The organism is Actinomyces sp. 594 (assembly GCF_019325145.1).
Taxonomy (GTDB): Bacteria; Actinomycetota; Actinomycetes; order Actinomycetales; family Actinomycetaceae; genus Actinomyces.
Genome location: NZ_PIZC01000037.1, coordinates 79015 through 95204, shown reverse-complemented (window position 1 = coordinate 95204; position 16190 = coordinate 79015). Strand labels below are relative to the sequence as shown.

The 16190-nt window shown below is 69.9% G+C and carries 11 protein-coding genes and 4 tRNA genes; 6 read left to right on the top strand and 9 right to left on the bottom strand.

The features are described from left to right. Positions 1-83: 83 nt before the first annotated feature. The 3 genes from GZ998_RS05765 to uvrC form a co-directional block, all read right to left on the bottom strand. A complete protein-coding gene (locus GZ998_RS05765; protein ID WP_219109324.1) occupies positions 84-1958 on the bottom strand; it encodes a beta-glucoside-specific PTS transporter subunit IIABC in 1875 nt (624 codons plus the stop codon). Positions 1959-2156: 198 nt separating this feature from the next. Next, positions 2157-3026 carry a PRD domain-containing protein gene (locus GZ998_RS05760; RefSeq protein WP_219109323.1) on the bottom strand — a complete coding sequence of 290 codons (870 nt, stop codon included), beginning with the start codon at positions 3024-3026 and terminating at the stop codon, positions 2157-2159. A gap of 13 nt (positions 3027-3039) precedes the next feature. Beyond that, positions 3040-5268 carry an excinuclease ABC subunit UvrC gene (uvrC, locus tag GZ998_RS05755; protein ID WP_219109322.1) on the bottom strand — a complete coding sequence of 743 codons (2229 nt, stop codon included), beginning with the start codon at positions 5266-5268 and terminating at the stop codon, positions 3040-3042. A gap of 376 nt (positions 5269-5644) precedes the next feature. Between uvrC and GZ998_RS05750 the strand changes: the two genes are divergently transcribed. Together GZ998_RS05750 and GZ998_RS05745 are read left to right on the top strand one after the other, a co-directional pair. Continuing rightward, positions 5645-6559 (top strand): Cof-type HAD-IIB family hydrolase, encoded by a 915-nt coding sequence (locus GZ998_RS05750; protein WP_237564329.1) that lies wholly within the window; start codon positions 5645-5647, stop codon positions 6557-6559. A 1-nt stretch (position 6560) separates the two neighbouring features. Further along, positions 6561-7433 carry a Cof-type HAD-IIB family hydrolase gene (locus tag GZ998_RS05745; RefSeq protein WP_162679551.1) on the top strand — a complete coding sequence of 291 codons (873 nt, stop codon included), beginning with the start codon at positions 6561-6563 and terminating at the stop codon, positions 7431-7433. 21 nt (positions 7434-7454) lie between these two features. Here GZ998_RS05745 and GZ998_RS05740 read toward each other — a convergent pair. From GZ998_RS05740 to GZ998_RS05730, 3 genes are all read right to left on the bottom strand, one after another. Further along, positions 7455-7529, bottom strand: a tRNA-Val gene (locus GZ998_RS05740). 1 nt (position 7530) lies between these two features. Next, positions 7531-7601: transfer RNA gene (locus tag GZ998_RS05735), tRNA-Cys, on the bottom strand. Between the two features lie 31 nt (positions 7602-7632). Then, positions 7633-7705, bottom strand: a tRNA-Gly gene (locus tag GZ998_RS05730). A gap of 154 nt (positions 7706-7859) precedes the next feature. Here GZ998_RS05730 and GZ998_RS05725 point away from each other — a divergent pair. After that, positions 7860-7932, top strand: a tRNA-Val gene (locus tag GZ998_RS05725). Between the two features lie 414 nt (positions 7933-8346). On the opposite strand, the gene GZ998_RS05720 is transcribed toward GZ998_RS05725, so the two are convergent. After that, positions 8347-9726 (bottom strand): UTP--glucose-1-phosphate uridylyltransferase, encoded by a 1380-nt coding sequence (locus tag GZ998_RS05720; protein WP_219109321.1) that lies wholly within the window; start codon positions 9724-9726, stop codon positions 8347-8349. A 79-nt stretch (positions 9727-9805) separates the two neighbouring features. Between GZ998_RS05720 and GZ998_RS05715 the strand changes: the two genes are divergently transcribed. The 3 genes from GZ998_RS05715 to GZ998_RS05705 all read left to right on the top strand — a co-directional run bounded on the left by GZ998_RS05715 (position 9806) and on the right by GZ998_RS05705 (position 14708). After that, on the top strand, positions 9806-10948 hold the full coding sequence (locus tag GZ998_RS05715; RefSeq protein ID WP_219109320.1) for a DUF2339 domain-containing protein: 1143 nt from the start codon (positions 9806-9808) through the stop codon (positions 10946-10948). Then, a complete protein-coding gene (locus GZ998_RS05710) occupies positions 10894-12156 on the top strand; it encodes a hypothetical protein (protein ID WP_219109319.1) in 1263 nt (420 codons plus the stop codon). Before GZ998_RS05715 ends, GZ998_RS05710 begins: the two co-directional genes overlap by 55 nt. A 125-nt stretch (positions 12157-12281) precedes the next feature. Next, positions 12282-14708, top strand: a complete 2427-nt coding sequence (locus tag GZ998_RS05705; protein WP_219109318.1) for a hypothetical protein — start codon at positions 12282-12284, stop codon at positions 14706-14708. On the opposite strand, the gene pdxT is transcribed toward GZ998_RS05705, so the two are convergent. Both pdxT and pdxS read right to left on the bottom strand, forming a co-directional pair. Beyond that, entirely contained in the window at positions 14668-15231 is a 564-nt protein-coding gene (gene pdxT / locus GZ998_RS05700; RefSeq protein WP_374939166.1) for a pyridoxal 5'-phosphate synthase glutaminase subunit PdxT, read from the bottom strand. The two genes, GZ998_RS05705 and pdxT, sit on opposite strands and share 41 nt — an antisense overlap. Further along, the gene (pdxS, locus tag GZ998_RS05695) at positions 15228-16160 is read right to left on the bottom strand and encodes a pyridoxal 5'-phosphate synthase lyase subunit PdxS (RefSeq protein ID WP_161923979.1); all 933 of its coding nucleotides are present in this window, start codon (positions 16158-16160) and stop codon (positions 15228-15230) included. Before pdxS ends, pdxT begins: the two co-directional genes overlap by 4 nt. Positions 16161-16190: the final 30 nt, after the last annotated feature.

The window sequence follows — 16190 nt, the reverse complement described above, 5'->3', positions numbered from 1 at the left end:
AGTTGCTTGGCTTGTTTCCGGGTTCGTGCTCGATTGTGCCTCGCCCGCGCCGGTGCACGAGGCACCGGCGCGGGCGGAGGGAGTCAGTGGTCGATCTCGACGACGTCGGCGTCGGCCACCACGTCGGCGTCGGCCACCGGGACCACGCCCGCCAGGCTCGCCGTGTTGGTGACCACCAGGATGGTGGTGGGGTCGTATCCGCCCTCGCGCACGACCTCGAGGTCGACCTCGGCCAGCTGCTGGCCACGGGCCACCCGCTGGCCCACCGTGACCTTCGGAGTGAAGCCCCTGCCCTCGAGCTGGACCGTGTCCAGGCCTACGTGCACCAGCAGCTCCACGCCGTCGTCGGTCTTGATACCGTAGGCGTGTCCGGAGTCCATCACCGTGAGCAGCGTCCCGGCCGCGGGCGCGGTGACTGTGATCCGCCCGGATCCGTTGGGGCGCACGGCAATACCCCCGCCCAGCGCGCCGGAGGAGAAGACCGGGTCGGTGACCTTCTCCAGCGGCATGGCCCGGCCCGCGACCGGGGCGCCCAGGGCGGTGGTGGTCTCAGCGGCGGCCGGGTCCTCCGCGTCCGCGGAGTTCTCCGCCGCGGAGTCAGCGGCGTCTGACTCATTGAAACCGAGTACTAGAGCGAGCACGAAGCCGATGGCCACGGCCACGCCGATGCCGATGAAGGTGACCGTCACATTGCCGTACTGCAGCAGCGCCGGCACGGCTATCAGTGAGGGGAATACGAAGGCGGAAGAGGCGCCGCCGCCCATTGCGATAATGGCTCCGCCCACGGCGCCACCGATGCATCCAGCAATGAAGGGACGCTTCAGCGGCAGGTTCACGCCGTAGATGCCGGGCTCGGTGATGCCGGCGAGGAATGCGGACAGGGCCGCCGGTCCGGCGACCTGCCGCATCTGCGCGGAGCGGGTACGGATCATGACGGCAAGCATCGCCGCGGCCTGAGCCAGCACGGCGGCGAACAGCGGAGCTGCCATGACCGAGTAGCCGGGGTTGTCGTAGTCGGCCAGCATGATGGGCACGAAGCCCCAGTGGATGCCGAACATGACGAACACCTGCCAGAAGGCGCCCATGACCGCGCCCGCAGCCCAGGGCGCGATCCGGAACAAGGCCTGGATACCGCCGGAGATGCCACTGGACAACGCGGTGGTCACCGGGCCAATGGTCATCAGCACCAGCGGCACCATGATGGCGAGCACGAGCAGCGGCACCGTGAAGTTGCGGATGGTGCTGGGCAGCACGCGCTTGAGCCAGCGCTCCAAGTAGCCCTGGATCCAGGTGGAGAAGATGATCGGCAGCAGGGACGAGCTGTAGGAAGCCATGATCACGGGGATGCCGATGAAGGTGACCGAGTCGGCGTCCGCCAGGGCCACGATGTCCGGGTAAACCAGGGCGCCGGCAATGGCGACGGCGGTGATCTCGTTTGCCTTGAAGCGGCGTGCCGCGGAGATCGCCAGCACGATGGGTAGGAAGTAGAAGACGGAGTCTCCGGCCGCGTTCAAGATGGTGTGAGTAGTTCCCGTGTCGGACATCCACCCCAAGGTGGTCAGCAGCGCCAGCATCGCCTTGATCAGGCCGGCACCCGCCAGGGTCCACAGCACCGGGTTGATCAGCGCGGAGATCAGCTTGATGAAGCGGTCGAAGAGGTTGCCCTCCTCCGCAGGCTGCTCAGCGGCCTCTGAGCCCGGCCCCAGCGAGGTGATCCGCCCCAGCTCCTCGTACAGCATCGGCACGTCATTGCCGATGACCACCTGGTACTGGCCTCCTGCCTGCACCACGGTCACCACCCCGGGCAGCTGCTTGATCTGTGCCGTTGCCGCCTTGGACTCGTCGGCCAGTACCAGGCGCAGGCGGGTGGCGCAGTGGGTCATGGAGCGGACGTTGCCCTCACCCCCGACCTTGTCCAGCAGTTGCGGCGCCAGCGCCGCGTAGTCGACTTTAGCCATGCTGATCCTCCTCGATCCGGTTGCCCGCAAGCGGCTGGGAAACAAAAAAAGACCCGAGCCGACTGCGCAGCTAGCTACAACAGTCAACTCAGGTCTTGCCCCTTGCGGGTAACAATCCTGGGCCCCACTCGAGGCCATTCGAGGATATCTTAGAACCGCTCCGCCGGAAAGCGTCATCGGCACCCGCAGTGCGTTTAGTCACATGCGGTTGTTTCCGGGGTGCGGGCGCGACCGGTCAATACCGTTCTCCAGCCGGGCGACGTGGATCGTCAGATACGCGGTCTCGTCCTCCTGCACGGCAATTCCCAACCGCACCTCCAAGAGCTCCTTCACCCGCACCGCCACCTGGTAGGCCCGGGGATGACGGCGGCGCAGGGACTCGGCGATGACCGTGCCCGTGCCGTCTGCCAGTTGCTCCCCGGTGCGGGCACGCACCAAGAAGTAGCGCAGGTGCACGGCGAAGCGGGCGGCGTCGATGGAGTCGGGGCGAAAGGCATCGCCATAGGCGGCCTTGAGGATGTCCATCACCTGTCCGATCAGCCGCGACTGACGCGCCGCCTCCCGCGTGGACGGAGCACCCACGGCGGCGGCGAACAGGTGCAGGGCCAGGGCGACGGCCTCGCCGTCGGGCAGCTGCACCTCCTGGGCGCGGTTGAGCTCGGCCACCATGCGCTCGGCCAGCCGCAGCTCCTCCGGGTGCAGGTGCGCCGCCTCGGCGCGCAGCGGGTAGTCCATGACGGTGCCCGCCTGCACGCGCTCCATGGCCTGGTTGACGTGGTCCACCACCGCCACAATCGTGGAGGAGGGCACGGCGGTGCCCAGATCCCGGGCGGCGGCACGGAAGGTGCGCTCAATCAGGGCGATGCGCTCCAGCGGAATCGCCGCCATCACCTCCCCGACACTCTCGGCGTTCTGTGCCAGCACATACCGGCGCGCAACCAGGCCCGCGTCAACATCCTGGCCCGGTCTGCGCTGGAAGCCGAGGCCGCGGCCGGTCAGCACCGCTTCGCGTCCCAGCTCGTCGCGCGCCAGGATCACGTTGTTGTTGAACACCCGCAGGATCTCCACCTGTGGGATTGTGTCACCGATCCCGCCCTGCCGCAGCGGGCGTCGGCTCCGCGCTCGTCCCAGCGCCCGGTGACGCCGATTCCCCGCCCCCGGCGGCGAGCCGGCGGGCAACGGTGGCGGCCAGGGCCGGGCCGATGCCCTTCACGGCGGCGATCTGCTCGGGCGAGGCGGCCCGGATGCGCTTGACCGAGCCGAACTCCTTCAGCAGGGCCGCCTGCCGGGCGGGGCCGAGCCCGGGGATGGTGTCGAGCACGGAGCGGGTCATGCCCGCCGAACGCTTCTTGCGGTGGTGGGTGATCGCGAAGCGGTGGGACTCATCGCGCAGGTACTGCAGCAAGTACAGAGCGGGCGAGGTGCGCGGCAGCACGATCGGGAACTCCTCCCCCGGCACCCACACCTCCTCCAGGCGCTTGGCCAGGCCGACCAGCGGCACGTCGACGCCCAGCTCGTCGAGCACGGCACGGGCGGCATTGACCTGCGGCAGTCCGCCGTCGACGACGACGAGCCCGGGGGCGTAGGAGAAGCGGCGCGGACGCCCGGTATCGGGGTCCACGGGGCCGGAGACCGGGCCCCCGGCCGCCTCCTCCACGTACTGGCCGCCGACGTCGGCGGGCACGGAGCCGGACACCGGGCCGGGGCTGTTCTGCTCGGCCAGCAGCCGCTTGAATCGGCGGGTGAGCACCTCGTGCATGGCGGCGGTGTCGTCAGCGGTTCCGGAGCCGTCCTGGCCACGGATGACGAAGCGCCGGTAGTCGGACTTCTTCGGGGCGCCGTCCTCGAAGACGACCATGGAGCCGACCTGGTAGGTGCCCTGCGTGTGGGAGATGTCGTAGCACTCCACGCGCAGGGGGACCTCCGGCAGATCCAGCGCCTCGGCCAGCTCCTCCAGCGCCTGGGAACGCTGCGTGAGGTCACCGGCACGGCGAGTCTTGTGCTGGCGCAGGGCCTCCTCGGCGTTCTTGCGCACGTTGCCCATAAGCGCGGCCTTGTCCCCGCGCAGGGGCACGCGCAGCTCCACCCGGGCACCGCGCAGGCCGGCCAGCCAGTCGCGCACGGCCTCGGCGTCGGGAGGCAGGGCCGGCACCAGGATCTCCCGGGGGACGGCCGTCGTAGCGGTGTGGGTGACGTCGTCGACACTGGTGGCTCCGCGCTCGCGGCCCCCGGTGCGGGCGCCGTTCTCGGGCGCGGTGCGCTCCAGCGGTGCGGCCGGTGCGCGACCGCCCACGCCGAGGGAGGTGGTCGGCCCGGAGCGGACGGGAGCCCCGACGGCGGTGCCCGCGGGGGCGGCGGCGTCGGCCGGGTCCAGCAGGTCGGAGTAGACCTGCTGGAGGAGCCGCTCAATGAGCTCGGCGTCGCTGGCGTCCTCAACCAGGTCGATCACCCAGCCGCGCTGACCGCGTACCCGCCCGCCGCGCACGTGGAAGACCTGCACGGCTGCGGTGAGCTCGTCCCGGGCCAGCGCGAACACGTCCACGTCGGTGGCCTCCGGCAGCACCACCGCGTTCTGCTCGATGACCTTGCGCAGCGCCTCGGCGTCGTCGCGCAGGCGGCCCGCCTTCTCGAAGTCGAGCGCCTGGGCGGCGGCCCGCATCTGCGCCTCTACCTCGCGCAGGTAGGGGCCGGTGCGCCCGGCCATGAAGGCGCAGAAGTCCTCGGCCAGGGCCCGGTGGCCGGCGGGGCTGATGCGGCCCACGCAGGGGGCGGAGCACTTGTCGATGTAGCCCAGCAGGCAGGGGCGGCCGGAGGCGTGGGCGCGCTTGAACACGCCGGCCGAGCAGGAGCGGATGGGGAAGACCCGCAGCAGCTGGTCGAGGGTCTCGCGGATGGACCACACCTGCACGAAGGGACCGAAGTAGCGCACACCGGGGCGGCGGGCACCGCGGACGATCTGGGCGCGGGGGAAGGTCTCCTGCATCGTGACCGCCAGGTACGGGTAGGACTTGTCGTCCTTGTACTTGACGTTGAAGCGCGGGTTGAACTCCTTGATCCAGGAGTACTCCAGGGCCAGGGACTCAACCTCGGTGGACACCACCGTCCACTCCACCGCGCACGCGGTAGTGACCATCTTCTGCGTGCGCGGGTGCAGCGCGGTCAGGTCCTGGAAGTAGTTGCTCAGCCGCTGGCGCAGGTTCTTGGCCTTGCCGACGTAGATGACGCGTCCCTCGGCGTCCAGGAACCGGTATACGCCGGGCGAGGTCGGGATGTCGCCGGGAGCGGGTCGGTATGTCGACGGGTCGGCCATGGCAGGAGATTATGCGATCGCTTTCCCACCCGCGAAGATCACCAGCAGCATCGCGGCGGTGGCCCGGCGGCCGGTTTCCGGGCCTTCAGCGCCTCCCCACGCGGTGCCGCACGTGGCCTGACGATTGACGGCGCGCCCGGACGGCCTGCGGATGGTGCGTGCCCTGGCAGGCCGACGGGAGCCCATTCGCCATATCTACCGATCTCGGCGGTTATTGCTACCGACCTCGGCGGTAACGTCTACCGACCTCGGCGGAGCGGCGTCCGGCCGACGTGGTCCTGGCCGGGCACCGGACCACCACCTATGCTGTGACTATTGTCTCGGCTCGCCGCATGCGCCTGCCCGGCCAGGGGCCGACACCGTCGAGGAGTCACCCGTGTTCAGTTCTCCGCCCACACCGCCGAAACTGCCGGAGGGGCACGCACTCGCGTCGGCCACGGCACCGGCCCGGCCCCGCATCATCCTGTTGGATGTGGACGGCACCCTGGTGACCTACACGAACATGCTGCCCGACTCGGCCGTCCGCGCGGTCCGCCGGGCCCGCGCCGCCGGGCACCGCGTCTACGTGACCACCGGGCGTTCCCGAGCGGAAGTGCCCGAACGCATCTGGAGCATCGGCTTGGACGGCATGATCGGCGGAAACGGTGCCTACGTGGAGGATGACGGCGAGGTGCTACTGCACCGCCACCTGTCTCGTGACGACTGCGCCCGGATCGTGGCGTGGCTGCGGGCACGCGGGCTGACCTTCTACCTGGAGTCGAACTCGGGCCTGTACGCGCCGGAGTCGTTCCCCGATGCCGCTCGCGATGCGATTCGTGCCTATGCCGCCGGCAAGGGGCACGATGACGCCGCGTCGCTGGAGGTGGCGGACGCACTGCCGGATCTAGTACTCACCGAGCAGCTGGTGCGCGAGGACGTCAACAAGATCAGCTTCGTGCTGTCCGGCCCGCAGGATATCGAGGCCGCGCGCCAAGCCTTCCCCGGGCTGCTAGTCGGTACCTGGGGCGGCCGTGGGCACGCAGCCCTGTTCGGGGACCTCGCCCTGCCCGCGGCCAACAAGGTGGACGCCATAGATGTGCTGCTGCGTCATCTGGGGGCGTCTCCCGGCGACGCCGTGGCCTTTGGGGACGGCGCGGTGGATGTGGGCATGCTGCGGCACTGCGGGGTCGGTGTGGCCATGGGTAATGCCGCGCCGGGGGTGAAGGCTGCCGCTGACCTGGTGACCGACGACGTCGAGGACGACGGCCTGGCCAGGGCCTTCACCCGCCTCGGCCTGATTGAGGAGCCCTGAGATGAGCCAAGCACCGGAAACGGATGGCGCCGCGAGGCCGCCCGCTCCCCCGGCGCGCCGGCCGTCGGCGCTGCGCGTGGTGGCGGTGGATATGGATGGCACTTTCCTGCGCACCGGGTCCACCTACGACCGGGACCGCTTCGCACCGCTACGCAGCCGCATGCGGGAGGCCGGGGTGCGCTTCGTGGTTGCCTCCGGAAATCAGGAGGCGCAGCTGCTCGGCTTCTTCCCGGCCGCGGACGGCTTGGCCCCCGACGGCGTGGTGTCCGACAACGGGGCGATTGTGCTGGCTGACGGCGCCCGGCTGCTGGAGACGCACGTGCCCATGGATGCGCTGGCCCGGGTGCTGGCAGTGCTCGACGACGCCGCCGGGCTCACCTTTATCGCCTCCGGCCCGGACGGCGCCTACCTGCGCGAGTCGGAGACGCCGGAGATGCGGGAGCTGCTGACCTTCTACCACCCGCAGTACCAGTACGTCGCGCACACCGCCGACATCAACGGCCACCGGGTATCCAAGATCGCGCTAGTTGACAAGCGCGGCTTCACGCAGGTCTTCCTGGACCGGTTGTCCGCGGCGCTGGAAGGAGCCATGGTGCCGGTGGTGTCGGGGCATGACAGCGTGGACCTGATCGTGCCCGGGAGGCACAAGGCCTCCGGTCTGGACGTGCTGCTGGACCACTGGGGGCTCACACGTGGCCAGGCCGCCGCCTTCGGGGACTCCGGCAATGACGCGGAGATGCTCACCGGCGTCGGCTACGGCATCGCCATGGAGAACGCTTCGCCGGCCGCCCGGCGGGGCGCCCGCTTCACTGCGCCCGCCAATGACGACGACGGCGTGCTACAGGTCTTGGACGCCTGGTTCCCCGCCGACTGACCGGCGGGAGAAGCAAGGCGGTGGTGGGCGATACTGGGATCGAACCAGTGACCTCTTCCGTGTCAGGGAAGCGCGCTACCGCTGCGCCAATCGCCCGAGGTGGGTACCGGATTCGAACCGGTGTGAACGGCTTTGCAGGCCGGTGCCTAACCTCTCGGCCAACCCACCATTAAGAGGCTGGGGGGACCCGGCGCCTCGGAGCGGATGACGGGACTCGAACCCGCGACCCTCACCTTGGCAAGGTGATGCTCTACCAACTGAGCCACATCCGCATGCTCGGCACTTAGGGGTGCTTGCGTTCCCCTGAGCGCGGCTGAACCATAACACCCGGCAGGGGCCTGCACGCAAATGCACAGGCGGTGATCCACCTCACCGGCGCCGCGTTTGCCGGAGAGGGCCCATTAAGGCTAATCTCTCCACCGCACCGGGCGATTGGCTCAGGGGTTAGAGCGCCTCGTTCACACCGAGGAGGTCACTGGTTCGATTCCAGTATCGCCCACCGGCTGCGCAAGGCCCCGGACCGTCTGGTCCGGGGCCTCAATTGTTCATTCCGTTCACTTCCCTCTGCGAGCAGCTCGCGGTGTACTCCCCGGCGAACGGCTCAGCCGAGGGTTGCCGGTGATAGGGGGTTATAGGCGCAAACGTGGTGCTTTAGACCGGCGTTGTGGCCTCTGCCGGCCGGTTCACTCGGCCCGGCCTTTGTGGGTGGCGGCGTCCGGCGCCGGGGCCGGGGAGGCTTCGCACGACCCTGGACGACACTGCACGACCCCGGTGCGCACTCCACGACCCCGGGGTGGTCGTGCAACACACACCAAGGTCGTGGAACACGGGTCTTTGCGATGGGAGCGCGTGGAAGCCCGGCCCGGCGCCCGCGCATTCCCGGGCACCGGCCCCAGGCCGCCGTCGGGACGGCTCAGTCCAGACGCGTGCCGTCCTGCACCACCCCGGGCGCCCCCGCCTCGGTCACGGCCGTATCCCCGGTGGCGACGACGTCGGCCCCGAAGGTCCAGTCGCCCCGCACCGTCAGGCTGCTCGCGTCGCGGATGGAGGGGACCCCGTGCGGGAAGCGGGCCTCGAAGTCGGCGATCCGCTTGTAGTAGCGCGGATCGAGGTCCACCACGCAGGCCTGCTCGGGCACCTGCCGCAGCAGCCCGTCGGCGTCCACCTCGTACACGTCTGAGCGCAGCAGCAGCAGGTCGTTGGTGGTCTTGACCGGCAGGAAGCGGCTACGCGGCACCTCCACGGCGGTGGCGCCGTCGAAGGCCTCCACGGCTGCACCCATGGCGGTCTCCAGCTGGATGACCGGCGTGGAGTCGGGGTCCGCCGGGTCCACCGTCTTGTCGTTGCGGATCAGCGGCAGTCCCAGGATGCCGTGCCGTTCAACGAGCGTATCCCGCAGCACCTCCAGGTCGAACCAGAGGTTGTTGGTGTGGAAGAAGGGGTGACGGTACTGGTCGGTGAAGTAGTGCATCTCCTCGGGCGGGGTCTGGGCGGTGTCGCGCAGGATGATGCGGCCGTCCGCCTTGCGCACCGCCAGGTGGCCGCCCTTTACGTCGGCCGGGGTTCGGCGGCACATCTCCGGCGCGTAGGGGGCGCCGGAGGCGGCGAACCAGCCGGCGATGCGGGCGCTCGGGGCAGCCCCCAGGTTGTCGGAGTTGGAGGTCATCGCGTACTTGTAGCCGCGCTCCAGGAGGGCGTCCAGCACACCGGAGGCCACCAGGGCGGTGTAGATGTCGCCGTGCCCGGGCGGGCACCACTCCAGGCTCGGATCCGCCTCCCACTGCACCGGCGTCAGGTCATCGGCGCGCAATTTGGGCTCCCGGTTCTGCAGGAAGTCCAGTGGGATGCCCTCCACCTCGATGCCCGGGTGGGCGGCCAGGGCCGCCAGCGTGTCCGCGCGGGTGCGGAAGGAGTCCATGAAGATCAGCGGGAGGGTCACGCCGTAGCGGGCGCGGGCGGCCATCACCTGGTCTACCAGCAGGTCCAGGAAGCTCTTGCCGTCGCGCACGGGCAGCAGTGACTTGGCCCGGTCCATGCCCATGGAGGTGCCGAGCCCACCGTTGAGCTTGATCAGAACGGTCTTGCTGAGCGCCTCGCGGGCGGCCGCCTCATCGACCTGGACGTCGTCGATGGAGTCGATCTGCGTGAGTGGCTCAATGGTGTCCTCGGGGACGAGCCCGGTGGCGCCCTCCTCAAGCGCACGGTAGTAGTGGCTGAAAACGTCGATGGCCTGCTCCGCGACGCCGGCGTCGCGCATCTTTGCCTGGGCGGCGGCCAATCCGGTAGTGCTCATGGGCAAAGGCTATCCCACCGCGAGGCACGACTTTTATCAAAACCGTGACAACACTACGCCCTTGTCGGATCCTTGGCTCATGGAGCACTACGACAGTGCGCGACTCGACGAGTTGCTCACCCGCCTGGCCACCCTGGAACGCAAAATCGACGGACTGGAGCTCCGGGTCGACCGGCTGGCGGCCGCATCCGCAGCCTCCCCCGACCCCATCCCGACCCCTCCAGGCGTGCCCCTGAAGCCTTATCCGGATGACGACCCCTTCGTGCGCACTCCCGCCCCGGCACGGGTTCGGCAGCCCCTACCGAGTCCGCTCCCGAGTCCGCTCCCGAGTCTGGCGCGTCCGACTGCACCGCCCGCGCCGCAGGTCCCGGTGCCGACGCCCGGCGGCACCGCCACCCACCGGGAGGGAAATGTCGGCGCCTACCTGTTATCCGGTGCGGCGGCACTGCTGGTGCTGCTGGCCGCGACCAGCCTCATTGCGCTGGTCTGGGACCAGATTCCCGGTGCCTGGAAGGTGGCGGCTCTAGGCCTGCTCGCCCTCGGCATGGTCTCCGCCGGGACCTCTCTTTCAGAGAACCGGCCGCACCAGCAGGTAGCGGCGGCCACCGTCACTGGTACCGGTGGGGCGCTGGGTTTCGTGACCATCATCGGAGCTGTCCTGATTGTGGACTTGGCGCCCGTCATCGCCCTGGTGCTCATGGCCGCCTGGGGCTTCGTACTGCTGCTGGTGTCGTGGACGACGCAGCAGTTCTTCACCGCCGTGGTCTCCACGCTGGGCGCGCTGGTTACCGTCGCCTTCGCATGTACGCAGGCGAGCAACCACCCCGGCCGGGCACTCCTGCTGTGGACCCTGGTCAACGGATACGTGATCGCCTGGGGCGTGGTATGCGCGTTGCTGCCGCATTACACGCCGCGTATGCACCTGGTCGAGTGGGTTCCCACCACCTCGATGGCGGTGACGGCGGCGGCGCTCCTGCTCTGCCCAGTCACTCTGCTACGCGATGGGTCACCCGTCGGCGTCGCCCTGTCGTGCCTGCCCGCCGTTGTGCTTCTCGTCAGGCGCATCACTCCGGGCGGCTGCTGTCCCGCTCCGCCGGGCGAGGCGGGACCGTCTGGGAGTGGGGCGGGGTCGGTGCCGTCCTGGTGCTCGCGGTACTGCACTTCACAATGGCTCCTGCGGCACCATCCGCCGCACGCGCCCTCCCCGCGGCACTCATCCTGACGGCCGCGACCGCATCCACTGCCGCCCTGCGGCCCGACGACGCCGAGGACTCCTCCTGGCCGCAGAACGTGATAGGCGTGAACCCGTGGGTGATCCTAGGCGTGGGCGTCGCCGCATTCGCCGTCGACGTCAGACTGCTGCTGCCAGCAGTCGTCTGCTTGGTACTGGCGTGCCTGCCGACTGTGCACGCCGGACACAGCGCCCCCGTGGCGATGCTGCCGATGACCGGTCTGGCCGCGCTGGGCCTCACCGCCGGCGCGCGACCACAGCCGACGCCGGAGCTTTGGCTTGCACTTGCGGCGGTCATCACCGCCGTCGGCTCGAGTATCTGGCTGGAAAGCCGCCTGGCGTCGCCGTCGGCTCCCGCAGCTGTCCCCGCGCCGACTCAGCATGGGCGCTTCAATCCGCTGACGGCGGGCGCCTGGCTGGTTGGAGCGGACCTGGTACTGGTGGTTCCGCAACTGGTGCGAGCACTGAGCCCGAACACCATTACCGCGCCACTGCTCGCGGGCGCGGGCGCCCTGGCCATGGCCGGCCTGGGCCTGTTCAACCGTGGTTGTTCCCCACTGACCCTGGCATCGGGGGCCTGGGCGGGAGTGCTGGACGGGGCGACTGGACTGCGTACACCAACCGTGCGCCGCACACCCATGATCGCCTGGGTGGGCTTCGGCATTCTGTCGGTGCAGGCGGTAGCAACGCTCACCGCGGCAGACGCGTTCCGCTCCACCGCCGGAGCACTGGTTGCCTGTCCCCTCGTGATCCTGGGCCCGGCCCTTGCAGCTGCCGGGGCCCGTCTGCTGCTGCCCTGGCTGCACCAGTCGCCAGTGGGCGTGGCCGTCGCGGTCTCCCAGAGCGCGACGCTGTGGTGGGCCGTCATGGTCCAGTCTGGAGCCTCACCGACCTCCATGCTGGTTACCGCCATGGTGCTGGCAACCGGGACCGTGTGCATCGTGGCCGGGTTCCGGGTCCAGGCCACGGCCCTGCGCCACTACGGCCTGACCCTGGTGATGGCGGTGGTGATGAAGCTGGCGCTGCTGGATCTGGCGGACGGGAGCTCGATCACCCAGGTACTGGCGCTGCTGGTGGCCGGGCTGGCGTGCTTCTGCCTGTCTTTGGCATACAACCGGTTCGCGCACGAACAGGCCCGGTATGCCACCGAGACGAACCCGGCGCCAACCGACGATCATCGGGTGCCGCCCTACACCTGATGGACCTGCATGGCTGACGTGCCCGACGCGCCAGCCATATCCGGCTGGATCACAATCCGGGCCGAGGGGAGTACTCCCCGTCGCGACGGCGTGACTTCGGCCCGCCAGGGCCGGATCCTTGAGGCATGGATACGGCCAGCAGTGAGCAGCTCGAAGAGATCATCGGGCGCCTGACAACCCTCGAACGCAAGCTCGACTGGGTGGCCAATAGGATCTCCCGTGATGGGCACCCCCTCGACTCTGCGGCGCGTCCGCAGGCGCGCCCCGCGCCGGTCGCCTCCCCACCTGCCCGGCCGATGACTACGCGGGCATCGTTCTCCTCACCGGCCGCGGCTCCTGCGGTGCAACCGCCCCGGACCCCGGCCCTGGCCACATACCCGCCGTCCAAGCCCGTTCTGAAGGCGCCCGCCACCCCATTGCAGAACGCCCCGGCGGCAGTGGCCCCCAGCGGCTCCACAAGCGCTGCCGACGACGCCCCATTCGCAGTGCGGCCCATACGAGAGAGGCGCACCGAGGGGAACATCGGCAGATACGTCCTGTCCGGGGCGGCAGCGTTCCTGATCGTGTCCGCCGCCGTGAGCCTCATAGCCCTGGTCTGGGACCAGATTCCCGACATCGTGAAGGTGGGGACGCTGGGTGTCGTAGCTGTCTCCCTGGTCGCCGCGGGCACGATCGTCAACCAGACGCGAGAGCGACTGCAGGTGGCGGCCGCCACCCTCACGGGCACGGGCGGTGCGCTCGGCTTCGTCGCCGTCATCGGTGCCGCCCTGATCGCCGGACTGAGCTCGGTCGCCGCCCTGGGACTGATGGTGGCCTGGGCCTTCATGCTGCTGCTGGTGTCCTGTGCCACGGCACAGTTCTTCACCGCCGTCATCTCCATGCTGGGGGCGCTGGTGACCGTCGGCTTCACCACCTGGCAGGTGACAACACACCCGGAACAGGCGGTCCTGGCCTGGACCTTGATCGATATCTACACCGTCGCCCTGGCCGTGGTGGCGGCGATACTGCCGCGTTTTACACCCCGCATGCGCCTGGCGCCCTGGCTGCCGACCACCTCCATGGTGGTCACCGGCACCGTGCTGCTGACCGGCCCCTCCCGGCTGCTGGTGACGCAACCGCTCACCGGCGTCGTGCTGCTCGCCGCGCCCTGCGCGGTACTCCTGGCGCAGACGCACCACTCCGCGCGTCTGCTGGCCGGAGCCGGAGCGCGGGAGGCCGCCGGATACGAGTGGGCGATCACCGGCATCATCCAGGCGCTGGCGTTGCTGATGCTCACTTCCGCGGACGGCGTGGCGTCATCCACGCGCAACGGCATGGCCGTGGTCTTCCTGGCCCTGGTCTGCCTGGCCACCGCCGCCCTGCTCCCACAGCAGGCTGCCTCCCCGTGGCTGCGCGTCATCGCGCCGGTGAACCTGGGGACGGTGCTGTGCATCGCGGCGGCCGTTTTCGCTTTGAATATCGCACTGCTACCGCCTGCGGTGGCGGCGGTGGCGCTGGCCGCCGTACCCGTGGTGCGTGCCGGTTACAGCGCCCCCGTGCTGGTGCTTCCGCTGTTCAGCACAGCCGCGCTGCTGGCAGTGTTCTCCCCCGACCGCAGCACCGTGATGCTGGCCATTCTGGCCGTACTCATCGGCGTGCTCCTGACCGCTCCGCTGGAGGCACTGCTGGCTCCGCCCCCGAGTTCCGAGGAGCACGCGAACCGGCCCGCGTGGCTCTCCGCGGGGATGTGGGTCACAGCCGGCCAGTTGGTGCTGATCATCCCCAGGCTGCTGGACCGGCTGGTTCCCGCCGTCGGCCTCGGCGGGGCGGGCCAGTTCGCGGCACCGCTACTGGCGGGTGCCCTGGCGTTGGCGCTGGCGGGCATGGGCCTGTTCACGCCCCGGTGCAGTCCTCTCTTGCTCGTCTCGGGTCGGCGCGCGGGACAACTGGCGGGCGCTACCGACTTGCGTACCCCGGTCGTGCCCACGGCGCCGCCTCTGGCGTGGCTGGGCGAGGCGCTGTTGACGGCACTGGCCGTCGCCGTGCTGGTGCGCGCCGACTCCCTGGGCTCCCTGCTGCTGGCGGCACCGTTGGTTGCCCTGGCACTCGCCCTCGTGGTGGTCGGTGGGCGGATGCTGCTGCCCTGGCTGCGGCACTCCGCGGTGTCGCTCACCGTGACGCTGACCATCGCGCTCTCGCAGAGCCTCGCCCTGTGGTGGTCGGTGATGATCCTCACCGGCGCGTCGGCAACCTCTTTGCTGATCACCGGTGTGGTGCTGGCAACCGGTGCCGCCTGCACCGTCATCGGATTCCGGCTGCACGCCACCACGCTGCGCCACTACGGGCTCACCCTGGTGCTGCTGGTGGTGTTCAAACTGGCCGTGGTGGATCTAGCCGGACAAAACTCGCTCTCGCGGATCCTGGCGCTCATGGTCGCCGGCGTCGTTTGCTTCGGGCTATCGCTCGCATACAACCACTTCGCCCAGGAGCAGGCGGAGCGCGGCGCGATCGGAGTCGGTCCCGCCGGCGCCATCACCCCAGCAGATCGCGGTGGATCGTCGTATCCCCGGTGAGCTCGGGATGAAAGGAGACGCCGAGGATCCGTTCCTCCCCCTCCCCCTGCTCGACGCCGACGATCGCCGGCCCGGATCCGTTCCGGCCGACGCCCCGCCAGGTTGAGCAGACGCGCACGCCGTGCCCCACCCGGGTGATGCGTGGCGCACGGATGAAGGCCGCCACGACGCTCCCGCCCTTCCATGGCAGCCGGGTGGTGGCGGAGTCCACCTGGGGGCCGAAGGCGTTGCGCTCGACGTCGACGTCGAGTACCCCCAGCGTCGCCAGGAGGATCAGGCCCGCACAGGTGCCGAGCGTCGGCACCCTGCGGGCGGCATCCTCGATGGCCTCGGTCAGGTCGAAGGCGGCCAGCAGTCTACGCAGCGTCGTCGACTCCCCGCCGGGCAGCACGAGCGCCTCAATGCCCTCCAGGTCGCCGACCCGGCGCACCAGCCGGGGGCGGTGACCGAGCGACTCGATCATGCGGGCGTGCTCGGCGACGCCTCCCTGGAGCGCCAGGACGCCGACCAGCCGGCCGCTCACCAGCCGCGCTCCGCCAACCGGTGGGGCGCGGGCAGGTCGGCCACGTTGATGCCGACCATCGCCTCTCCCAGCCCCCGGGACACCTCGGCGATCACGGCCGGGTCGTCGTAGGCGGCGGTTGCCCGGACGATTGCGGCCGCGCGGGCGGCGGGGTCACCGGACTTGAAGATGCCGGAACCGACGAATACGCCGTCGGCTCCGAGCTGCATCATCATGGCGGCGTCGGCCGGGGTGGCGATCCCGCCGGCGGTGAACAGCACCACCGGCAGGTTCCCGGTGCGGGCGACCTCGGCCACCAGGTCGTAGGGGGCGGCAAGCTCCTTGGCGGCGACGTAGAGCTCGTCCTCGCGCAGGCCGCGCAGGCGGGCGATCTCCTCCTTGATGGTGCGGATGTGGCGCGTCGCTTCGGAAACGTCGCCGGTGCCGGCCTCCCCCTTGGAGCGGATCATGGCGGCGCCCTCGGCGATGCGGCGCAGGGCCTCACCCAGGTTGGTGGCGCCGCAGACGAAGGGCACGGTGAAGCGCTGCTTGTCGATGTGGTGGGCGTAGTCCGCCGGCGACAGGACCTCGGACTCGTCGATGTAGTCGACGCCCAGATGCTGTAGGACCTGCGCCTCGACGAAGTGGCCGATGCGGGCCTTGGCCATCACCGGGATGGAGACGGCATCGATGATGGCGGCGATCAGGTCGGGGTCGGACATGCGGGCCACGCCGCCCTGGGCACGGATATCTGCGGGGACGCGTTCGAGCGCCATGACGGCGACGGCGCCGGCCTCCTCGGCGATGCGGGCCTGCTCCGGGGTGACCACATCCATGATCACGCCCCCCTTGAGCATATCGGCCAGGCCTCGCTTGACCAGGGGCGAGCCGGTGCCCGCGGGTACGGCAGCGGCGGATTCCGGGGCGGTGGGAGTTTCGTATGTGCTCATGGCGCCATGCTCACGGCAGCGGTGGGCCAT

Excerpts from the sequence above, each read along its gene's own strand:
- GZ998_RS05765 (WP_219109324.1), bottom strand. The coding sequence starts at position 1,958 with ATGGCTAAAGTCGACTACGCGGCGCTGGCGCCGCAACTGCTGGACAAG.
- uvrC (WP_219109322.1), bottom strand. The coding sequence starts at position 5,268 with ATGGCCGACCCGTCGACATACCGACCCGCTCCCGGCGACATCCCGACC.
- GZ998_RS05745 (WP_162679551.1), top strand. The coding sequence starts at position 6,561 with ATGAGCCAAGCACCGGAAACGGATGGCGCCGCGAGGCCGCCCGCTCCC.
- GZ998_RS05720 (WP_219109321.1), bottom strand. The coding sequence starts at position 9,726 with ATGAGCACTACCGGATTGGCCGCCGCCCAGGCAAAGATGCGCGACGCC.
- GZ998_RS05715 (WP_219109320.1), top strand. The coding sequence starts at position 9,806 with ATGGAGCACTACGACAGTGCGCGACTCGACGAGTTGCTCACCCGCCTG.
- GZ998_RS05710 (WP_219109319.1), top strand. The coding sequence starts at position 10,894 with ATGGCTCCTGCGGCACCATCCGCCGCACGCGCCCTCCCCGCGGCACTC.
- GZ998_RS05705 (WP_219109318.1), top strand. The coding sequence starts at position 12,282 with ATGGATACGGCCAGCAGTGAGCAGCTCGAAGAGATCATCGGGCGCCTG.
- pdxS (WP_161923979.1), bottom strand. The coding sequence starts at position 16,160 with ATGAGCACATACGAAACTCCCACCGCCCCGGAATCCGCCGCTGCCGTA.